20 protein-coding genes are annotated in these 19,543 nt (G+C 48.1%); 11 read left to right on the forward strand and 9 right to left on the reverse strand.

The genetic code is table 11. From position 1 onward, the window contains the following. Positions 1 to 6 precede the first annotated feature (6 nt). From recF to dnaA, 4 genes are all read right to left on the reverse strand, one after another. Positions 7 to 1,125, reverse strand: a complete 1,119-nt coding sequence (gene recF, locus ACXAJH_RS07335) for a DNA replication/repair protein RecF (RefSeq protein WP_027955856.1) — start codon at positions 1,123 to 1,125, stop codon at positions 7 to 9. 12 nt (positions 1,126 to 1,137) lie between these two features. Further along, a complete protein-coding gene (yaaA, locus tag ACXAJH_RS07340) occupies positions 1,138 to 1,359 on the reverse strand; it encodes a S4 domain-containing protein YaaA (RefSeq protein ID WP_474993489.1) in 222 nt (73 codons plus the stop codon). A gap of 260 nt (positions 1,360 to 1,619) precedes the next feature. Beyond that, entirely contained in the window at positions 1,620 to 2,759 is a 1,140-nt protein-coding gene (gene dnaN / locus ACXAJH_RS07345) for a DNA polymerase III subunit beta (RefSeq protein ID WP_474970158.1), read from the reverse strand. A gap of 174 nt (positions 2,760 to 2,933) precedes the next feature. Next, positions 2,934 to 4,289 carry a chromosomal replication initiator protein DnaA gene (gene dnaA, locus ACXAJH_RS07350; RefSeq protein ID WP_027955859.1) on the reverse strand — a complete coding sequence of 452 codons (1,356 nt, stop codon included), beginning with the start codon at positions 4,287 to 4,289 and terminating at the stop codon, positions 2,934 to 2,936. 671 nt (positions 4,290 to 4,960) lie between these two features. Here dnaA and rpmH point away from each other — a divergent pair. The 8 genes from rpmH to ACXAJH_RS07390 all read left to right on the forward strand — a co-directional run bounded on the left by rpmH (position 4,961) and on the right by ACXAJH_RS07390 (position 11,965). Further along, positions 4,961 to 5,098: a 50S ribosomal protein L34 gene (gene rpmH / locus ACXAJH_RS07355; RefSeq protein WP_084163166.1), complete on the forward strand. Its 138-nt coding sequence runs from the start codon at positions 4,961 to 4,963 to the stop codon at positions 5,096 to 5,098. Positions 5,099 to 5,267: 169 nt separating this feature from the next. Then, the gene (rnpA, locus tag ACXAJH_RS07360) at positions 5,268 to 5,621 is read left to right on the forward strand and encodes a ribonuclease P protein component (RefSeq protein WP_027955860.1); all 354 of its coding nucleotides are present in this window, start codon (positions 5,268 to 5,270) and stop codon (positions 5,619 to 5,621) included. 104 nt (positions 5,622 to 5,725) lie between these two features. Beyond that, positions 5,726 to 6,487 carry a YidC family membrane integrase SpoIIIJ gene (spoIIIJ, locus tag ACXAJH_RS07365; protein ID WP_474970157.1) on the forward strand — a complete coding sequence of 254 codons (762 nt, stop codon included), beginning with the start codon at positions 5,726 to 5,728 and terminating at the stop codon, positions 6,485 to 6,487. Next, positions 6,484 to 7,098: an RNA-binding cell elongation regulator Jag/EloR gene (gene jag, locus ACXAJH_RS07370; RefSeq protein WP_474970156.1), complete on the forward strand. Its 615-nt coding sequence runs from the start codon at positions 6,484 to 6,486 to the stop codon at positions 7,096 to 7,098. Before spoIIIJ ends, jag begins: the two co-directional genes overlap by 4 nt. Before the next feature lie 261 nt (positions 7,099 to 7,359). After that, complete coding sequence (gene mnmE / locus ACXAJH_RS07375) at positions 7,360 to 8,736, forward strand: tRNA uridine-5-carboxymethylaminomethyl(34) synthesis GTPase MnmE (RefSeq protein WP_474970155.1); 1,377 nt, start codon at positions 7,360 to 7,362, stop codon at positions 8,734 to 8,736. 59 nt (positions 8,737 to 8,795) lie between these two features. Then, positions 8,796 to 10,685: a tRNA uridine-5-carboxymethylaminomethyl(34) synthesis enzyme MnmG gene (gene mnmG / locus ACXAJH_RS07380; RefSeq protein WP_474970154.1), complete on the forward strand. Its 1,890-nt coding sequence runs from the start codon at positions 8,796 to 8,798 to the stop codon at positions 10,683 to 10,685. Between the two features lie 17 nt (positions 10,686 to 10,702). Beyond that, on the forward strand, positions 10,703 to 11,419 hold the full coding sequence (gene rsmG / locus ACXAJH_RS07385; protein ID WP_474970153.1) for a 16S rRNA (guanine(527)-N(7))-methyltransferase RsmG: 717 nt from the start codon (positions 10,703 to 10,705) through the stop codon (positions 11,417 to 11,419). A 54-nt stretch (positions 11,420 to 11,473) separates the two neighbouring features. Beyond that, positions 11,474 to 11,965, forward strand: coding sequence for a metallophosphoesterase family protein (locus tag ACXAJH_RS07390; RefSeq protein ID WP_474970152.1), 492 nt, complete (start codon positions 11,474 to 11,476; stop codon positions 11,963 to 11,965). On the opposite strand, the gene nei is transcribed toward ACXAJH_RS07390, so the two are convergent. The 5 genes from nei to ACXAJH_RS07415 all read right to left on the reverse strand — a co-directional run bounded on the left by nei (position 11,962) and on the right by ACXAJH_RS07415 (position 15,408). Then, positions 11,962 to 12,792, reverse strand: a complete 831-nt coding sequence (gene nei, locus ACXAJH_RS07395) for an endonuclease VIII (protein WP_474970151.1) — start codon at positions 12,790 to 12,792, stop codon at positions 11,962 to 11,964. The two genes, ACXAJH_RS07390 and nei, sit on opposite strands and share 4 nt — an antisense overlap. A gap of 16 nt (positions 12,793 to 12,808) precedes the next feature. Continuing rightward, positions 12,809 to 13,678 carry an SDR family oxidoreductase gene (locus ACXAJH_RS07400; RefSeq protein ID WP_474970150.1) on the reverse strand — a complete coding sequence of 290 codons (870 nt, stop codon included), beginning with the start codon at positions 13,676 to 13,678 and terminating at the stop codon, positions 12,809 to 12,811. Between the two features lie 75 nt (positions 13,679 to 13,753). Further along, a complete protein-coding gene (locus ACXAJH_RS07405) occupies positions 13,754 to 14,221 on the reverse strand; it encodes a hypothetical protein (RefSeq protein WP_474970149.1) in 468 nt (155 codons plus the stop codon). A gap of 22 nt (positions 14,222 to 14,243) precedes the next feature. Next, positions 14,244 to 15,230 (reverse strand): DUF3231 family protein, encoded by a 987-nt coding sequence (locus tag ACXAJH_RS07410; protein ID WP_474970148.1) that lies wholly within the window; start codon positions 15,228 to 15,230, stop codon positions 14,244 to 14,246. Continuing rightward, entirely contained in the window at positions 15,202 to 15,408 is a 207-nt protein-coding gene (locus ACXAJH_RS07415) for a hypothetical protein (protein ID WP_474970147.1), read from the reverse strand. The genes ACXAJH_RS07410 and ACXAJH_RS07415 overlap by 29 nt, the downstream gene beginning before the upstream one ends. 105 nt (positions 15,409 to 15,513) lie before the next feature. On the opposite strand from ACXAJH_RS07415, the gene ACXAJH_RS07420 reads away from it, so the two are divergent. From ACXAJH_RS07420 to ACXAJH_RS07430, 3 genes are read left to right on the forward strand one after another with little or no spacing between them, the layout of a single operon-like run. After that, the gene (locus ACXAJH_RS07420; RefSeq protein ID WP_474970146.1) at positions 15,514 to 17,025 is read left to right on the forward strand and encodes a spore germination protein; all 1,512 of its coding nucleotides are present in this window, start codon (positions 15,514 to 15,516) and stop codon (positions 17,023 to 17,025) included. Continuing rightward, positions 17,018 to 18,133, forward strand: coding sequence for a GerAB/ArcD/ProY family transporter (locus ACXAJH_RS07425; RefSeq protein WP_474970145.1), 1,116 nt, complete (start codon positions 17,018 to 17,020; stop codon positions 18,131 to 18,133). Before ACXAJH_RS07420 ends, ACXAJH_RS07425 begins: the two co-directional genes overlap by 8 nt. Next, positions 18,123 to 19,211: a Ger(x)C family spore germination protein gene (locus ACXAJH_RS07430; RefSeq protein WP_474970144.1), complete on the forward strand. Its 1,089-nt coding sequence runs from the start codon at positions 18,123 to 18,125 to the stop codon at positions 19,209 to 19,211. Before ACXAJH_RS07425 ends, ACXAJH_RS07430 begins: the two co-directional genes overlap by 11 nt. The last annotated feature ends 332 nt before the right edge of the window (positions 19,212 to 19,543 follow it).

A 19,543-nucleotide genomic window follows, 5' to 3' on the forward strand; every position in this document is an offset into this window, starting at 1 on the left:
TACACCTCATTTCTCTATCTCGATCGTTCCTTCTTTCACACGGAAAATGGCCGCTTCTTCCAAAGCTTCATGCTCAATCCCGTCGATGCTCGTAGTCGATACAAACGTCTGGACTTTCCCCTGGATTGTATGAAGCAGGTGGGACTGACGGAAATCATCCAGTTCGCTTAGAACATCATCCAGCAGCAGAATCGGATATTCTCCTACTTCACTATGAATCAGTTCAATTTCAGCGAGTTTCAAAGATAAGGCTGTCGTCCGCTGTTGACCTTGCGACCCGTATGTCTGGACGTCTTTTCCGTTTACGTAGAAAACCAGATCATCCCTGTGAGGGCCTGCCAAAGTGGTCCCCCGTTCGACTTCCTTCGTTTCGATTTCCTGGAACTTCTCTATATACGTCTTCTTTATTGTTTCCAAATTCATATCCTCTGATACTTTCACACTTGCATCATAGGAAATTTCAAGCTGTTCAAGGCTGCGGCTGATCCCTTCATGGATCGGACCTGCCCAGGATCTGAGAAGCTGGAGAAACTTGAAGCGTCGTTCAATGATGGTCACGGCGTGCTCCACAAGCTGCTCGGTCAAAATACCGAGCATCGTCCGGTCCGCCTGCGGTTTGCGCTGAAGATCCTTCAACAGGTGGTTCCGCTGCTTCAAAATCTTTTGATACTGCCCGAGGTGATAGATATAGGCAGGCTGGATCTGGCCGATTTCCATGTCAATAAACCGACGACGCACCTGAGGACTCCCTTTGACGAGATTCAAATCCTCAGGTGCAAACATGACAACATTCAAAGCGCCGATATAGTCACTGAGACGCTTCTGCTCAATATGATTCAACTTCGCTTTTTTCCCTTTGTTGGAAATGATGATCTCCAGAGGAAAGCGGCGGTTACGTTTATAGATCGTCCCTTTTATTTTACCATATTCCTGGTCCCACTGTATCAATTCTTTGTCCCGCGGCGTCCGGTGGGACCGGGTAAAGGCAAGCGTATAGATGGCTTCCATCAAATTCGTCTTTCCTTGGGCATTTTCACCAATAATCACATTGATCGTATGGTCGAAGCTCAATGAAAGCTGCTCGTAATTACGATAAGAACGCAGGGACAGCTCATGGATATACATAGATGGAGGGGGTTACCCTTCGCTTACAACTTTATAGATGCCGAATTCCTCAATCTCCACTGTATCGCCCACGTACAGTTTCCGTCCTCTGCGGTTTTCCGGTTCACCATTTACATTCACTTCAAATTCAGCCAGAAAAATTTTCACCATTCCACCAGATTCGACAACGTTCGCTAATTTCAGAAACTGCCCGAGTGGGATGTATTCTGTGCTGATTCCAATTTCTTCGCTCATATATTTTCACCCTATTTCATGAATTCACCTATCTCTATATTTTACTAAAGATAAAGGTGTAAGGAAAGTCCAATCCCTCGAACTCTTCTGCTGCCGGTTGTTTAAACCGGATATCCCCAATGTGGATAACTTCATTTCTTCTTCCCTGCGGTTTTCCACAGGTGCTTTTTCTGCGGATTCCTCCTGTTTTTGAGGACAAAAAGAAGAAGGTGCTCCTATGAAAGTTATCGAGCACCTTCTTTTATTCAACGTTTTATATTTTAGTATGTCCGTACGGGAAGAATCAGCTGAAGAATCTGATCATCATCAACCGGGCGGATCAGGAACGGACGCATGGCACCCGTAAATTCGACTTTGACTTGATCATAGTCGACGGCTTTCAGAGCGTCCATCATATATTTCGCACTGAAAGAGATTTTCAAGTCTTCCCCATCGACATCATTCGCCGTTACTTCTTCCACGACATTTCCGACTTCCGGTGAGTTCCCGGTAATTTCAAGATGGTTGGATTCTTTAGTCACAAGTCTTACGACGTTGTTGCGGTTCTCTTTTGCTAATAGAGAGGCACGGTCGACGGACTGAAGAAGATCCTTGGCATCGATCTTGACGACGGTTTTACTCTGCTCCGGAATCAAGCGGGATGTTTCTGGATAGTTTCCGTCCAGCAGACGGGACAGGAAGTATAAATGCTTCGTACGGAAAAGGACCTGGTTGTCTGTTACGCTGATTTCAATTTTATCATCCGAATCGTCAAGAATTTTATTCAATTCTGTCAGACTCTTTCCTGGAATGACGACCGCAGGCAGGGATTTTCCTTCAGGCTGGTCAAGAGAGACTTTCCTTGACGCCAGGCGGTGGCTGTCGGTTGCAATGAACTCAAGGCTGCCTTCATCCATTTTCACATGGACCCCTGTAAGAATCGGGCGCGTTTCTGAAGTGGATACAGCAAATACCGTCTGTCTGATCAGGTTTTTCAAAAGATCAATCGGCAGTTCAAAGCTGTCCTCCGTATGAAGCTGGGGAAGCTGTGGATATTCTTCAGGGTCCTGGCCGTTCAAGTGGAATTCTGCATTCCCTGAGCGGATCGTGACATTTCTCGACTCATCGCTGGTGATTTCCACCGTGTTCTGCGGGAGCTTTCTTACGATATCAGGAAAATACTTAGCCTGAAGAATAATGCTGCCTGGTTCAATATCTTCTGCATACACGATGCCATCTTCTTCTGCAGGGATAAAAGATTCGATCGAGATATCTGAATCACTGCCTGTTAATTTAATTCCTTCTGAAGTGGCTTCTAATTTCATTCCCGTTAAGATTGGAATCGTTGTTCTTGAAGATATGGCTTTCATGACATTCTGCACACTATCCATCAACTGATCCCGCTGGATGACAAATTTCATTTCCGAACACTCCTCCTAATGAGCTTGTATTATATATTTTTTTATAAAAAAGGTCGTAATAGTACTAGTATAGGCTGTGGAATTGTGGATAACCTTATCAAAGCCTTTATATGGCTTGTTATACACATGTGGATAGGTTGTTGATGAACCTGCAACTACTGTCCACATTATCCACTAGTGGGATTTAAGCTGCTCTTTGATTTCATCGAGCTCTTTTTGGAGCTGCTGATCATCCGCGACCATTTTTGAAATTTTTTCATGAGCATGAATGACGGTGGTATGGTCCCGGCCGCCGAACTCTTCCCCAATCTTCGGCAGAGAGAAGTCGGTCAGTTCTCTTGATAAATACATAGCGATCTGACGGGGGAAGGCTACGGATTTCGTCCGCTTTTTAGCAGGGAAATCTTCCAGCCTCACATTATATTTTTCTCCGACCATCTCCTGAATGGCTTCAATCGTAATCACCTTCGGCTTGGAGCTTGGAATAATATCCTTCAGCGCTTCAGCTGCCAGAGAGGCATTGATATCGCTGTTGATCAAGGAAGAGTAGGCAACGACACGAATCAAGGCGCCTTCCAGTTCACGGATGTTGGTGTCGATCTGGTTGGCGATGTAAAGCATGACTTCGTTCGGGATATCCAACCCTTCTGCCTTCGCTTTTTTCCTCAAAATCGCGATTCTTGTTTCCAGGTCCGGCGGTGTAATGTCTGTGATCAATCCCCATTCGAAGCGGGAACGCAGACGATCTTCCAGGGTCGGGATCTCTTTCGGCGGACGATCACTGGAGATGACGATCTGCTTGCTTTCCTCGTGGAGCGTATTAAATGTATGGAAGAATTCCTCCTGTGTCTGCTCTTTGCCTGCGAGGAACTGGATGTCATCAATAAGAAGGACATCAACGCTGCGGTACTTATTTCTGAAATTGACGGCCTTGTTGTCCCGGATCGAGTTGATGAATTCGTTCGTGAATTTTTCCGAGGACAGATAAACGACTTTGGCATTCGGATTATGATCAAGCACATAATGGCCGATGGCGTGCATCAGGTGTGTTTTCCCAAGCCCGACCCCTCCGTAGATGAACAGCGGGTTATAGGCTTTTGCCGGTGCTTCGGCTACAGCCAGTGAGGCTGCATGGGCGAAGCGGTTGCCGGATCCGATGACGAATGTATCAAAGGTATATTTGGAATTGAGCATGCTCTGAGGCGATTCTTCATTTCCGTTATTTTTTACATTCGGAACCTTTTTGGAAGACAGCTTCACGTCCTCCAGGGCATCGTCCTTGGACTCTGGAATGATGAACTTTGTTTCCAGTTCGGCCCCCGTTACCTCATATAATGTTTCTGTAATCAAGCTTTCGTATTGGTTTTCAAGCCAGTCTCTGGCGAATTCGTTTGGAGCGACGATTGTCAGCGTATTTTCACTAAGGGAGTCGGCTTTTGTCGCTTTAAGCCATGTTTCAAAGCTGGGCTTGCTTATTTTTTCTTTTATATGGTCCAGCGTATTGTTCCATAGTTCGTGGATGTTCTCCAAATTGTTTCACCCCTCTCTGTTTCATTGGAAAACAAAAACACCTTTCGTTCTCTTTTTCGAACGTAGCAAAAGGATCGAAAGGCGCTCGTATAAGGTTTGTATAAGGTTGTACATCCTCATCAGTGCTGCACGGGTGTGGATGTTTGAATGTTGATTTTACTAGACTTCCAGAGAGTTATTTTCATTGTCCACACGCTTGTGTATAACTACATAAACAGGTCTGTTAATAAATGTCCACATGTTATCCACAGTCTGTGGAAAAGATCTCAACTGTTTTGAAGTCAATCGCTGTTAAACACAAATATGATACCAGATAAAAACACGGCTTGCAATGGGGCGGCGTAACTTATCCACAATATCAAGGGCTTGTAGAAAACTTTCATCCACAGCACTGGATTTTGTGGTTTTCTTGTCGATATTTGTTGTGGACAGTCAAAAACCGCTGAAAAATTATACACAATGGCTGTGAATGTTCGTCATGTGAAAGGAATGAAGATCGCTGCCGGGGGCCTTTTTGATGTGTTATACTACAGCCTGTTATATAACGTCGTGCAGAATCGAAAAAAGGAAGATTGAAAATCGAGTTGACAATTCAGGGGTCATTTTATTATACTGTTCAAGACTGCCTTTTAATTGTTTTATTGGATTATTGCCCAGGAGGTGTATATATAATGAGTAAACGCACGTTTCAACCAAATAATCGTAAGCGTAAAAAAGTACACGGCTTCCGTTCACGCATGAGCTCTGCAAATGGACGTAAAGTTCTTGCACGCCGTCGTCGTAAAGGAAGAAAAGTTCTATCCGCATAGGCCACTGAAAACTATCAGTGGTCTTTTTTTCAGAATAGGGAAAGTCGAAAGTGGGGCGGATCGAACGTCCCGCTTTTATTTTAAGGATAATTTGAGAACGTTTTAACGGGATTGATCGGAATGTGAGGGCAGTATCTCCCTCTATGTTCACTCATCTGGAGGGTGTTCGATGAAGAAAGTAAATCGAATTAAGAAAAACGAGGAATTTCAGAAGGTCTTTCAAGGCGGCCAGTCTTTCGCCAACCGGCAGCTGGTGATCTACTACATGAAGAAAAAAGAGCAGACGCATTTCCGCATTGGTCTTTCCGTCAGCAAGAAGCTGGGACATGCGGTCAAGCGCAACCAGATTAAGCGCTACCTGCGCCAGGCCTTTCATGAGCTGGAAGACGATATCCATCCTCACTATGATCTGGTGGTCATTGCACGTAAGCCGGCCAGCCAGATGGATTTTCATGAAATAAAGAAAAGCCTGACCCATGTACTTATGAGGTCCAAGCTTCTAAATAAGAAAATTCGCACGTAATCGTTATAGAAAAAGGACAGTCATTAATGCTAAACTTATGATTGTCGTAGTACGATCGTTTTGATAGAAGAAAAAGTGAAGAGTCATTTAAGGAGGAAGGAACGTTGCGTAATAAAATGATAGCACTGCTTGCCATGGCGGGCGTGCTTACGTTCCTATCCGGGTGTACGCAGGTAAACCAGGAAATCAACTCGGATAGCACAGGTTTTTGGAACGAGTATATCGTATGGCCATTGTCTCAAACCCTACTATTTTTTGCGGACCTTTTCAGTGGCAGCTATGGATTGTCGATCATTGTTGTAACGATTATCATTCGATTGGTTCTGCTTCCGTTGAACGTTAAGCAGTTGAAAAGCTCCAAAGCGATGCAGGATATTCAACCGGAATTACAGAGTCTTCGTGAACAATATTCATCCAAGGATGCCCAGACACAGCAGAAGCTCCAGCAGGAGACGATGCAGCTGTTCCAAAAGCACGGCGTGAACCCGCTGGCGGGCTGTCTGCCGATCATCGTGCAGATGCCGATTTTGATCGGATTCTATCATGCCATTATGAGAACTTCGGAGATTCAGACGCATAACTTCCTATGGCTGGAACTCGGTTCATCCGATCCATTCCTGGCCATTTTGACAGCTGGAACGACCTTCCTGCAGCAAAAACTAATGATGGCGGGCGGCGCAGCAGCGCAGAACCCGCAGATGCAGATGATGCTTTATGTGATGCCGCTGATGATTGGTACATTCGCATTCTTCTTCCCATCTGCCCTTGCCCTGTACTGGATCGTCGGTAACATCGTTATGATTCTGCAGACGGTATTCATCCGTAAACCAATGATGAAAGATGCGACGGGAGGAGCAAGTGAGTGAAACAATTAACTGCTACGGGTCCATCCATTGATGAAGCGGTCCAATCTGCATTAGAACAATTACAGACATCAAAAGATCAAGTCACCATTGATATCATTGATGAAGGTAAAAAAGGATTTCTTGGGTTTGGTTCCAAACCAGCGATTGTCAAAGTAGCCATCAAGAAAAATCCTCTGCAGGATGCTGAAACATTCATCTATGAAGTAGCAGAACAAATGGGAGCTCCTGTTCAGGTCCATTCAGAAGTGCGGCAGCGGGATATCTTCCTCAACCTGGAGGGAGAACAGATCGCTGTCCTGATCGGCAAGCGTGGTCAGACATTGAATTCACTTCAATATCTGGCTCAGCTCGTCGTCAACCGTGAATCTGACGTTTTTTATACCGTTATGCTTGATGCAGAGGGGTATCGAAGCCGTCGGAAAGAAACACTTGAGAACCTGGCTGGACGGCTGGCAGATAAAGCGGTCCGGACGAACCGGGACGTACGGCTTGAGCCGATGCCTTCCTATGAAAGAAAAATCATTCACAATGCTTTGCAGCAGCATGACCAGGTGAAAACATCGTCGGACGGAAACGATCCGCGCCGGCATGTCGTCATTCACCCACGCTGATTTCAACAAATACTTCTGCCCGAAAAGCCGGCAGGAGTATTTTTTTGGCTGTACGGTTGTCCACAAGGGGTATTGGAGACCTCTTGCGGGGAAAAGATGATAGATGGCAGGTTATGCACATGTGGATAACCGCCTGATGCGGATTTCGGTCCGCATATCTTTTCAAAACACACGGGTGTGTGGTAAGGTAGTATGTTAGTGACTAGTGAAAAATATTTCGGATAACTATAGATAACCAATCATTCCAGGAGGTGAAAACGTATGGAAACAGATACAATAGCGGCGATTTCCACCCCGGTGGGGGAAGGAGCCATTGCCATCGTCCGTTTGAGCGGTCCCCAGGCTGTTTCGACAGCCGCCGGTCTTTTTCAAGGGAAGGATTTGAACAACGTTGATTCCCATACGATGCATTACGGAAAGATCATCGATCCGGAAACCGGTGAAATGGCAGAGGAAGTGATGGTTTCTGTCATGCGTGCCCCGAAAACATTTACGAGAGAAGACATCGTTGAGATCAACTGCCACGGTGGACTCGTGTCTGTGAACCGGGTGCTTGAAATCGCACTGGCTGCGGGATCCCGTCTTGCTGAACCGGGGGAATTCACGAAGCGTGCGTTTATGAACGGGCGGATCGATCTTTCCCAGGCCGAAGCGGTTATGGATCTGATCCGTGCCAAGACAGACCGGGCGATGGATGTTGCGCTGAAGCAGATGGATGGACGCCTGTCCAATCTGATTCACAATCTGCGTCAGAAGCTTTTAGAGACGCTTGCACACGTCGAAGTGAACATCGATTATCCGGAGTACGATGATGTCGAAGAAATGTCCCATGACATGATGGAGCAGAAAACGAAGGAAGTGCACGAGGAAGTCGAGCGGATCTTAGAGACGGCCAAGCAGGGCAAGATCCTGCGGGAAGGTCTCGGGACTGCGATTATCGGTCGTCCGAACGTCGGGAAGTCCTCATTGATGAACGCTCTTGTTCATGAAAACAAAGCCATCGTAACGGAAATCCCGGGGACGACGCGGGATGTCATCGAAGAGTATGTCAATGTCCGCGGGGTGCCTCTGCGGCTGATCGATACGGCGGGGATCAGGGAAACGGAAGATATCGTCGAACGGATTGGCGTGGAGCGCTCCCGTCAAGTGCTGAAGGAAGCCGATTTGATCCTGCTTGTGTTAAACTATGGCGATGAACTGACCGAGGAAGATGAGAAGTTGTTTGAAGCAATCAGCGACATGAATGTGATCGTCATCGTGAACAAAACCGATCTTGAGAAAAAGCTCGATCTTGATCGTGTGAAGGAGCTCGCGAACGATCAGCCGGTCATTACGACGGCGCTGATTCGCGAAGAAGGCATCGATCAGCTTGAGCAGGCAATCGGCGAGACCTTCTTTGAAGGAGATCTTGATGCCGGTGATATGACGTATGTCTCCAATGTCCGCCACGTGCAGCTGCTGAAGCAGGCCAAGCAGGCGCTTGAAGACGCACAAAACGGGATGGCAATGGGCGTCCCTCTGGATGTCGTTCAAATCGATGTGACCCGTACGTGGGAAATTCTCGGGGAGATCGTCGGTGAGTCGGTACATGACAGCCTGATTGATCAACTGTTCTCCCAGTTCTGTTTAGGTAAATAAGTGTTGGTTCGTAAATATAGAGTGATTTTGGAACAACTATTTAAAGGAGAGACATCCAAATGACATATGATGCAGGGCATTATGATGTAATAGTAATTGGTGCCGGTCACGCGGGCGTAGAGGCAGGACTTGCAGCAGCGCGCCGCGGGGCGAAGACATTGATGCTGACCCTGAACCTCGACCTTGTCGCCTTTATGCCGTGTAACCCGTCCATCGGGGGTCCGGCTAAGGGGATTGTCGTCCGGGAAATTGATGCATTAGGAGGCGCAATGGGTAAGGTGATTGATAAGACCCACATCCAGATGCGTCTATTGAACACGAGAAAAGGTCCAGCTGTGCGTGCGCTGCGTGCCCAGGCGGATAAGCCGCTTTATATCAAGGAAATGAAGCGTGTGCTTGAAAATCAGGAAAATCTGACGCTGCGCCAGGCGATGGTGAAGCAGCTGCTTGTCGAGGACGATCAGATAAAAGGTGTTGTCACAGAAACGAAGGCAGCGTACTATGCGCCGACGGTTATCGTAACGACAGGAACCTTCATGCGCGGACGCGTCATCATCGGTGACATATCCTATGAAAGTGGACCGAACAACCAGCGTTCCACCGTTTCTCTTTCCGAACAGCTGGAAGAGATGGGCATTGAGATGGTCCGCTTCAAGACTGGAACACCGATGCGCGTCAACAGCCATACCATTGATTATTCCAAAACGGAAATCCAGCCGGGGGAAGAAGAGCCGCGCTCCTTTTCCTATGAAACGACCGAATTCATTACGGATCAGATCCCTTGCTGGCTGACGTATACGAATGAAGACACGCACAAAATCATTAATGATAATCTCGGTCTCTCAGCGATGTACTCCGGGGCGATCAAAGGGACAGGGCCGCGCTACTGCCCGTCCATCGAAGATAAAATCGTCCGCTTCAATGATAAGCCGCGGCACCAGATTTTCCTTGAGCCGGAAGGTCGTGACACGGAGGAAGTGTACGTCCAGGGCTTGTCGACATCCCTGCCTGAATACGTCCAGAACGAAATGATGCGGACAGTACCGGGACTGGAAAACGCTGAAATCATGCGGGCCGGCTATGCGATCGAGTATGACTCCATCGTCCCTACACAGCTCTGGCCGACACTTGAAACGAAGAAAATTGATGGTCTTTTCACAGCTGGTCAGCTGAACGGAACGTCCGGCTATGAAGAAGCCGCGGGGCAGGGGCTGATGGCGGGAATCAACGCCGCTGCCAAAGCCCTTGATCTTGATACACTGATTCTTGACCGTTCCCAGGGCTATATCGGTGTCATGATTGATGACCTTGTCACAAAAGGAACCGGCGAGCCGTATCGTCTTTTGACGTCCCGTGCGGAATTCCGTCTCATGCTGCGTCATGATAATGCGGATCTCCGCCTGACCGAAATCGGGTATCAACTCGGGTTGATTCCTGAGGACCGCTACAACCGTTTCCTTGAGAAACAGCGTTTGATCGAAGACGAGAAAAAACGTCTCGATAAAGTGATTTTGAAGGAAACCGATGAGGTACAGGCCGTCATCGAAGAAGCCGGAGGCTCGAAACTGAAAGACGCCATCCGCGCGGTAGATCTCTTGAAACGTCCGGAAATGAATTACAGCCACATTGAGCGCTTAAGTGCCAGTGAGGTTCAACTGCCGGATGATGTCAAAGAGCAGGTTGAAATCCAAACGAAATATAACGGTTATATCAAGAAGGCGATCGAGCAGATTGACCGTATGAAGAAAATGGAAACGAAAAAAATTCCAGAGAACATCGATTACGATGCCATCCACGGTCTGGCTTCAGAAGCGCGTGACCGTCTGAAAGCGGTCCGTCCACTTTCAGTCGGACAGGCTTCCCGTGTATCCGGTGTGAACCCGGCGGATGTTTCCATCCTGCTTGTGTATATTGAGCAGGGCAGAATCGCTCGTGTGTCTGGAGAATAACTCGAAAGGATGGGTTTATGGATACGAACACCTTTCTGAACGCTTTAAAAGAACAAGGCATTGAACTAAATGAACAGCAGCAGCACCAGTTTCAGCGTTATTTCGAAATTCTCGTCGAGTGGAACGAAAAAATGAACCTGACCGCCATCACCGATCAGGAAGGCGTGTATTTGAAACACTTTTATGATTCTTTGACAGCTGCTTTTTACTATGATTTTTCCGAACCCCTCCGTATCTGTGATGTCGGAGCGGGGGCTGGTTTCCCTAGTCTGCCGCTGAAAATCGTCTTTCCGCATCTGAAGGTGACGATTGTCGATTCGTTGAAGAAACGGATCACGTTCCTGAATCACTTAGCCCACGAATTGGGGCTGGATGATGTCGCTTTTTACCATGATCGTGCCGAAAACTTCGGGAAAAACACGGGCTTTCGGGAAAGCTATGACCTGGTGATGGCCCGTGCCGTCGCCCGGATGTCCGTCCTCAGTGAGCTTTGTCTGCCGTTAACGCAGAAGGGCGGCCGCTTCATGGCTATGAAGGGACCGAACCTGAGAGACGAAATGGAAGAGGCCGAGATCGCTATTCAAACGGTCGGAGGCGAAGTGAAGGATATCTACACGTTCGAGCTTCCGGAAGAGGGCAGTGAACGGAATATTGCCATCGTTGAAAAACGGCGGAAGACACCGAAAAAATACCCGCGTAAAGCGGGCACACCGAATAAAACACCGATTCAATAACAGCAAGCCACTCTATCATAGACCGATAGGGTGGCTTTTTTAGGAGGGATCTATATGAAGATTGTCGCGCTGTCTGATACACATATGCCGAAAAAAGCGTCCCGTCTGCCTGATCGTCTGGTGACTGCGTTACAAGAAGCGGACCAGATCATTCATGCCGGCGACTGGCAGACGCCGGACGTTTTTGAAGAACTGAGCCGCTTTGCTCCTGTCACAGGGGTGTACGGTAACGTTGATGGTGAAGACATGAAAGAGATCGTGCCCGAACGACAGCTCGTAACGTGGGCCGGGTATTTCATCGGCGTCGTCCACGGACACGGGGATAAGAAAACGACGGAAAAGCGGGCGGTGGAAGCTTTTCAGGAACATCCCCCGGACCTTATTATTTACGGCCATTCCCACATCCCTGTTCTCCGTTACTTTAAAAAGACACTGCTGTTCAATCCCGGATCCATTACGGACAAACGCCGGCTGCCTTTCTATTCTTTTGGTATTCTTACCCTTGGGGAGGAGGGCATTCATGCCGAGCATATCTTTTTCCGCTAGCGTTCCGGGTGTTTTTGACACGTCGGACAGTAATAGAGCCTTCTGGAAGCCGCCTGGATCTTTTCGATTTCTGTGCCATCGATCCGACAGGACTTACCTGCCCGGTTGAACACCCAGTGACGGTAGTCCCGGCGCTTGATGCCCTGTTTTTTCAACTGACCGGCCAGTTCAAGATCATTCGTGATGCCTTTATGGCGGTACGACTGCCATGTCAGGTCGATCGACGCTTCGGCGGCTTTCCGAAGCTGTTCCTCTGAACAATCAGAAGGGCGGGCGGAAGGGGAGATGCCGGCCTTGAATAGGATTTCACTGCGCAGATAGTTGCCGATTCCAGCGATAAATGATTGATCGAGCAGCAGGGACGTCCATTTGCGGTTCCGGAACCTCCTGCTGATGAAGCGTTCGAACAGAACTTCTGCTGTTACCGGTTCACTGAGCAGGTCCGGCCCAGTCTTCCGGATAAACGGGTGTTCCTCTGCCTCCTCTGTGCGGAGCACTTCAATATCCGAGGAACTGTATAGCAGGGCGGACTTTTTTTCATTGTGCAGCGCAAGGCGGAGCTGGCGGTTGGTGTCCGGATAGTTATAGGCGTTCCGGATCATCCATTTGCCGTACAGCTGATTGTGCGAATAAATCGTGTAGCCCCTTTGAAAGCGGATGAGCATCGCTTTTCCCTTCGTATCCACTTTTTCAACGACATCCCCCTGTAAAATCTCCTCATATTCCTGTAATCGCTCAAAGGCGAAAAAAAGGTCGAGCACAGCCCGACCTTTGAGTGCTTTTTCTACTTGATCCGCAGCACGGCGGATTTCCGGTCCTTCCGGCATAGGTCTCTTCCTCTCCTCAGCTGGACGTGAACATGCCGCCGTTGATATGGATAAACTGTCCGGTGATATACGTAGAGTCATCAGAGGCCAGCAGCACATAGCTTCCGACGTGCTCCACCGGCTGTCCCGGGCGTCCCATCGGGGTGTTGGTACCGAATTGTTCCACTTTATCCTCAGAAAAGGTGGATGGAATGAGTGGTGTCCAAATCGGCCCCGGCGCAATCCCGTTGACGCGGATGCCTTTATCGACAAGCTGTTTCGCCATTGAACGTGTGAACGCAACGACCGCGCCTTTCGTAGCTGTATAGTCCACAAGATCGGGGTTTCCGACATAAGGGTTGACGGAAGCTGTATTGATGATGGAACTTCCCTGCTTCAAATGAGGCAGGGCAGCTTTCGTCATATGGAAGACCGAATAGATATTCGTTTTAAATGTACGCTCCAGCTGCTCCGTTGAAATATTCAGCAGGTCGTCGGTCGGATGCTGTTCAGCTGCGTTGTTCACAAGAATATCAAGCTGACCGAGTTCCTTCACGGTTCTTTCCACGGCTTCCTGACAGACGGACTCCTCGCCGACGTCCCCGGCAATCAAAATCGCCCGGCGTCCTTCGGCTTCGACCTGCTTCTTCGTATATTCCGCATCTTCATGCTCTTCTAAGTAGGAAATCGCTACATCGGCGCCTTCTTTCGCATAACCGATGGCGACGGAACGACCGATGCCGCTGTCGCCGCCTGTGATCAATGCGACTTTCCCCTGCAGCTTATTTCCGCTTTTGTAATCGTCATCCGCCTGGAGGGGAGATGGGTTCATCGCTCCCTCTGTACCTGGCTGCCGCTCCTGCTCCTGACCCGGTTGACCTTGTGTCTGACGTTCTTGTCGATTCATTTCAATTCCTCCTCCAACTTGTTTTAGTGTGCTCATTCCACCATCATGGAATGTTCAAACAAGCCGGGGGCATATTCAGGAGGAATGATCAGCATAACGGAGAAGCAGCCTCCTCAGAATCAGGCCGCTTCCAATACCTGGGATAAGGAAGAGTATCGGCAGCCAGATCGGTCCGATCAATACGCCGAATAAGCGAAGAGTGGATGAAAAAATCAATCCCACCGTGACGAAGTAGGCAGAAAAAGCAAACGGAAGGAATGAATAGGCCGGAACCTTTCCATCGGCATGGGCATAGGCATCCCATACGGCAAACATATAGATACACGGATAAAACATGAGCCACTGGTAATGGGTCACATCGACCGCTTTGGCGATATCCCCGTGAAAGCTGTGTATGATGGCCATATTGAAGCGGCTGTTGTAGTTCAAAATCACTTCAATGATGATAAAGGAGAGCCCTTTGATAAAATGTCCGTTCAGGATCTGCCCGAACCCCGGGAACGCAATACTCCATAGTATAATTTCCAATCGTTTTTCCTTCATGTCTATTCCTCTTCCGCTGAGTTTATTGGATGAGTCTCTGTCTGTCCGGTGCCTGCGGAGGCTCTTCAAACCAGCCGTTCTCAATCATAATATCCAAGCCGTCTTTTCCGTAGATGGCCGCTTCCAGCATGAGCTTGTGATAGTGATAGACGATGTCATAGCGCAGACTTACGGCTGCCCCGTTGACATAGTTCCCCTGCCCGGCGGATATGAGGACGCTGATCATATACATCATGAGCCTGTCGGAAAATACCGGGTCGGTACTCGTAGTCAATAAACTCGCAGATGTCATGGGAACGGTGATTCCAGAATTCTCAAGGATATTGGAAAGGCAGATCCGATGATCGATGGAGATGCGTTTTCCACGTCTCATATACTTTTTCACGGTTTTATTTTTGCTGGTCTGCCCGAAGGCCTGACAGACCACTTCCCCGAGGGCATTGTTTTTGACGTTCTCATAAATATGGGTGATTTCTATCGTATTCAAGGAACGCTTGTGAAACGGATGGTAGTAGGCTTTGCTTTCGATGTATTCCGTCTCATTCAGAACTTCAATTTGAGGAGCTCTCGTATAGATCCCTTTTTCAAGCGCCGTGCGCACGCTCAGATTGTAGAGTTTATCCTGCTGATCGATCCGATTGGTAAAGAAAGCGCGGACATCACTATTCGCAGAAGCCCCGAGGGAGTAGCCGTCCGACGTTAGTCCGACTTTTCCCATATGCTCTAAAAACGACAAAATAAAGGCATCCGTAAACAATTTCTTCGCCCTCGGGTTTAAATCGTCGAGGGAAAATCCGTTGGGGACAGGGAGACAGGCTTTCTGGAAAAATGTCCTGCACGTTTCGATTCCCTTATCCGCCAGATCCCTCGACAGCTGGATCAGTGGTTTTACTTCCTCATCCTCACATGTATTTTTCAAGTATTCGAGTACAGGGACGGCCATACTGTTCTGGATGTACTGCGTCCACAGCAGCCCGATTTCATTGGCTGTTAGTTTCTTCTCCGGCATTGCGTTTTCCCTCCTGCGTATCTTTATCTTCATGGCGGTAAAGAAGGAGCCATGGTAGGAATATGAAATTCACAAGAAATCCATAGATCAACATTTTGGCGAGCCAGTCGACTACAAACAGGGTCGAAACAAAGATGCAGACGATCAAAAACAATGGGGAAAGATAGGCATAAAGCATGTCGCGCCCTCCTTAATCCCCCTTATCCTGTCCGCTTGAGTATAAATTATTACGAGGTGCGGATGATAAGAGAGAAGAAGTCAGACTTAACGTAAGGAGCTCATCATGTGGAAATGGATGCGGAAAAACAAAAAAAAGCAGGGCGGGCAGAAGCCGTCGTATAACCAGAGCGACACGCTGCCTGAATTTATTGAAGTGCTGGGTCATTCCGAGGATTTCATTCAATTTGAACTCGACGGAATGACCCGATGTACCGTTTCCTACTTGAAGACGATGAGCGATTCGAAAATTTTGAACCGTTCTGTGCTCACCACGTTGAACAGTCATGCCCTGCACGGATTGAAGGAAATCAAAGAGACGATTCCTGTTGAGAACGTTCTGATTACTGATGATCTGAAAGTGATCCAGACGAAAGTGATGTTCGGTTACATTATGATCCAAGTGAAATCCTCTATGGAACAGGTGCTCCTCGTTCCGGCGGTTTCCTTGGAATCGAGAGATGTGAGCATACCGGAAGTCGAATTCAGTGTTGTCGGGCCGAAGGAAGCATTTGTGGAAACGATCAATACCAACATCAATCTGATCCGGAAACGACTGCCGCTTCCGCAGCTGACCGTGAAAGAACTGCAGGTGGGCAAAATGACGAGCACCCGGACCGCTGTCGTTTACGTAGACGGGATAGCGGATCAGGATAACGTTGAAACCGTCATTCAAAGACTCCAGGATATCGAGTATGACCAGTTGATCGACAGCTCGTTCGTCACACAGATGATTGCTGATAACAATCATTCTCCCTTTCCCCAGCTGCTTGATACGGAAAGGCCGGACAGGGTCGTCTCAAGCCTTGTTGAAGGAAAAGTAGCCATTTTAGTCGATGGATCACCTCACGCCCTCACGTGTCCGACAACGGTCGTCGAGTTTTTCGGGGCCTCGGATGATTACTTTCTACCGTGGCATCTGGCTTCCGTGTTCCGGCTGATCCGCTTATTTGCCGTTATCTTTTCCGTTCTCAGCACACCTTTATATGTCGCTGTTCTGACGTATCATTTCGAGATGATTCCCCCTGAGTTGATGGCTACCATTGTTTCGTCAAGGTCCGACATCCCTTTTCCGCCGATCCTTGAAGTGATCATCCTTGAATTGACGATTGAACTCCTCCGGGAAGCGGGAGCACGGCTTCCAACGAAAATCGGGCAGACCATCGGTATCGTAGGTGGTATCGTAATCGGTACCGCAGCTGTTGACGCCGGATTGACGAGTAATGTACTCCTGATCATCGTCGCACTGAGCGCCCTTGCTTCCTTTACGACGCCGGTCTATCAAATTGGTAATACCATCCGGCTGATCCGCTTTCCGTTTTTAATGGGTGCGCAGCTCTGGGGACTCGTCGGGGTTTCGATGTGTATGGTTTTCTTTATCGGCCATTTGATCAAGCTCCAGTCTATCGGTCGTCCATTTTTTGAACCGTTGTATCCGCTCCGGTTCAAAGATTTGAAAGATGCCTTTATCCGCCTGCCTTTTACCAAACAGGTGGACCGTCCGGTATTGATGAGATCCGAAGACCCAAAGCGTATGAATGAAGACAGGGCGAAAGCAAAGAGGGATATTGATGAATAAATTAAATGAAAACCAAGGATTGAACATATCGGAAAACTATCTGGTGAGCCCCTTTTATGTCTTTTTCATCATTTTTACGATGCAGGTGGGAATCGGAATTCTCGGGTTTGAGCGGTACTTAGTGGAAAAAGCCGGGTTTGATGCATGGATATCGGTACTGGCTGCAGGCGTATTTCTGCACATCCTCGTATGGATGATGTACCGTCTCCTTCAAAATGGAGGCGGAGATATCGTCCATATCCATAAGCAGGTGTTCGGGAAATATATCGGCGGTTTTCTAAGTCTTCTCTTTGCGGCTTACGCGCTGCTGTTGTCATTTGATGTCATGATTACGTTTATTGAAGTGATCAAGGTGTGGATGTTCCCCGGGCTCCAGGTCTGGATTTTTGCTTTTGTCATGATCGGCCTCGTCTACTACATCGTTTCCGGTGGGTTCCGGGTGATTACCGGGATTGCACTCATCAGCGTCGTGATCGGGCTGCCGATTCTGCTGCTGAAATTTTTCCCGATTCAGGCAGGACACACGATGAACATCTATCCGAATATCAACCACAGCCCCGGTCAGATTCTTGCCGCAGCAAAGCAGAGTGCGCTCAGCTTTCTGGGCCTTGAATTTCTATTGATCTTCTATCCCTTTATCAAAAACCCGGCTAAATCGAAAAAATGGGCCCACTTTGCCGTGTTTTACACGACGATGCTTTATTTCATCAGTGTCCTCGTCACGTTTGTCTATTTTAGTGAGGAACAGTTGAAACAGGTCGTATGGGGGACGATTTCGACATGGAAGATTGTCGAATTTCCTTTTATCGAACGTTTTGAATATGTAGGGATTGCGATGTGGCTGTATGTGATCCTGCCCAACATCTGTATCGGCATCTGGGGGGCGACGCGTGTAATGAAAAGAATCTTCCCTGTGAAGCAGATTCACTTTTTAAGAGTTGTCTGTATCTCCCTGTTCTTTCCCGTCGCTTTAGTTGCAGGCCGCGACCCGATCAACGCCATTAACAATTTTGCCGGCACGGTCGGTTTTTACGTTCTGCTTTACATCCCGGTTCTTCTTTTATTAAAAATGATCTCGGACAAAGTGAGGAAGCGATATGAAAATTAAGTGGAACGTACTGGTTTTGATCAGCAGCTTCTTTCTTTTCACAGGTTGTGTGCCCAGCAAGAGCGTTGAAGAAAATGCCATCGTCCAAATATCCGGCTATGATAAAGGCGGCGATAAAGGAAGGATTAAAGGGACTGTATCCATCCCCCAGTACGGCAAAAGTGAGAAGAAAACCGCCGCCTCTGAGCTTTACTTAACCGTTGATGCCAACTCCATCAAGGATGTGGAGAAGGAAATCCAGAAACAATCCTCCAAACCGATTTCCATCGGAAAACTGGCAGTCACGTTGTACAGCATGGAGCTGGCTCAGGAAGGCATTTCCGACGTCATAGACGTGCTGAGCAGGGACGCCCGTCTAAGCCGGAACATGTATCTCGGTATTGTGGATGGACAGACGCAGGACTTGATTGAGAATGGATACACACAGGATGAGACAACGTCCAAGCACCTGCAGGGATTGATTGAGAATAATGTCCATCACAACTTTCCATCGACAAGCCTGCACGAATTTTTATATGCCTACTTTGCGATTGGTATGGATCCCTATCTCCCGATTTTGTCGAAAAAGGAGACGTTTGTAGAAGTCTCCGGCATTGCTTTTTTCGATAAGGGAAAAGTCGTAACCACGCTCTCGGATGCGAAAGTCTTTACATTCAAAATGATGAAAGAGAATTTCGCGAGGGGAATGCAGGACCTCCCTTTTCAAAATGGAACCATCATGCTGGATAATATCGGTTCGACAGTGGATTACAAACTGACGGGCACGCCGGAAAACCCCGGTGTGGACATCCACGTGAAATTGGAATCGGAAGTGAATGAAATGGTCGGGGTGGAGGAAAAGCCGTCGCCGAAGCTTGCAAAAGAAATGGAAGATGCATTTGTGGAGTATTTCAAGACGAATGCCGGGGAGATGATCGAATTGTTCAAGAAGGAAGGCATTGATCCGCTTGGTCTCGGTCATTTTGCTAAAACGAGAACGAGACACTTTGATGAAAAACGGTGGGAGGATCTTTATCCGGATATGGATATCCAGTTCACCGTCGATGTGGAAATTACCGAATACGGCATCTTCTCCTGATTTGAATGTGAAACAAAAAAAGGCCTCTGGATGGAGGCCTTCAGCTTGTAGAGAAACCACTGTTTCTTTAACAAGCTTTTTTCTTTCCTACCGCCAGGAGCGAAAGCCCCTTCCCTTTCCGCAGACGAGCGCCCGAGCTTCCTCGCAAAACCCATGCTCGGCGATCTCGGCCCACTCGTTCTTCCGCAGGAGTGGAAGGGGCACCGCTCCTTGGGAAGTCTTTGCAATATTTTGGAAGGCGACCCCCCTTCCAAGTCAGCTGAGGGCGTGCCCACGGCATTCATCCACCGATAAGCGGAAAGCGACCCTTCACACGACAAATGAACAACTCT

The organism is Halobacillus sp. ABD4_316, assembly GCF_056161385.1.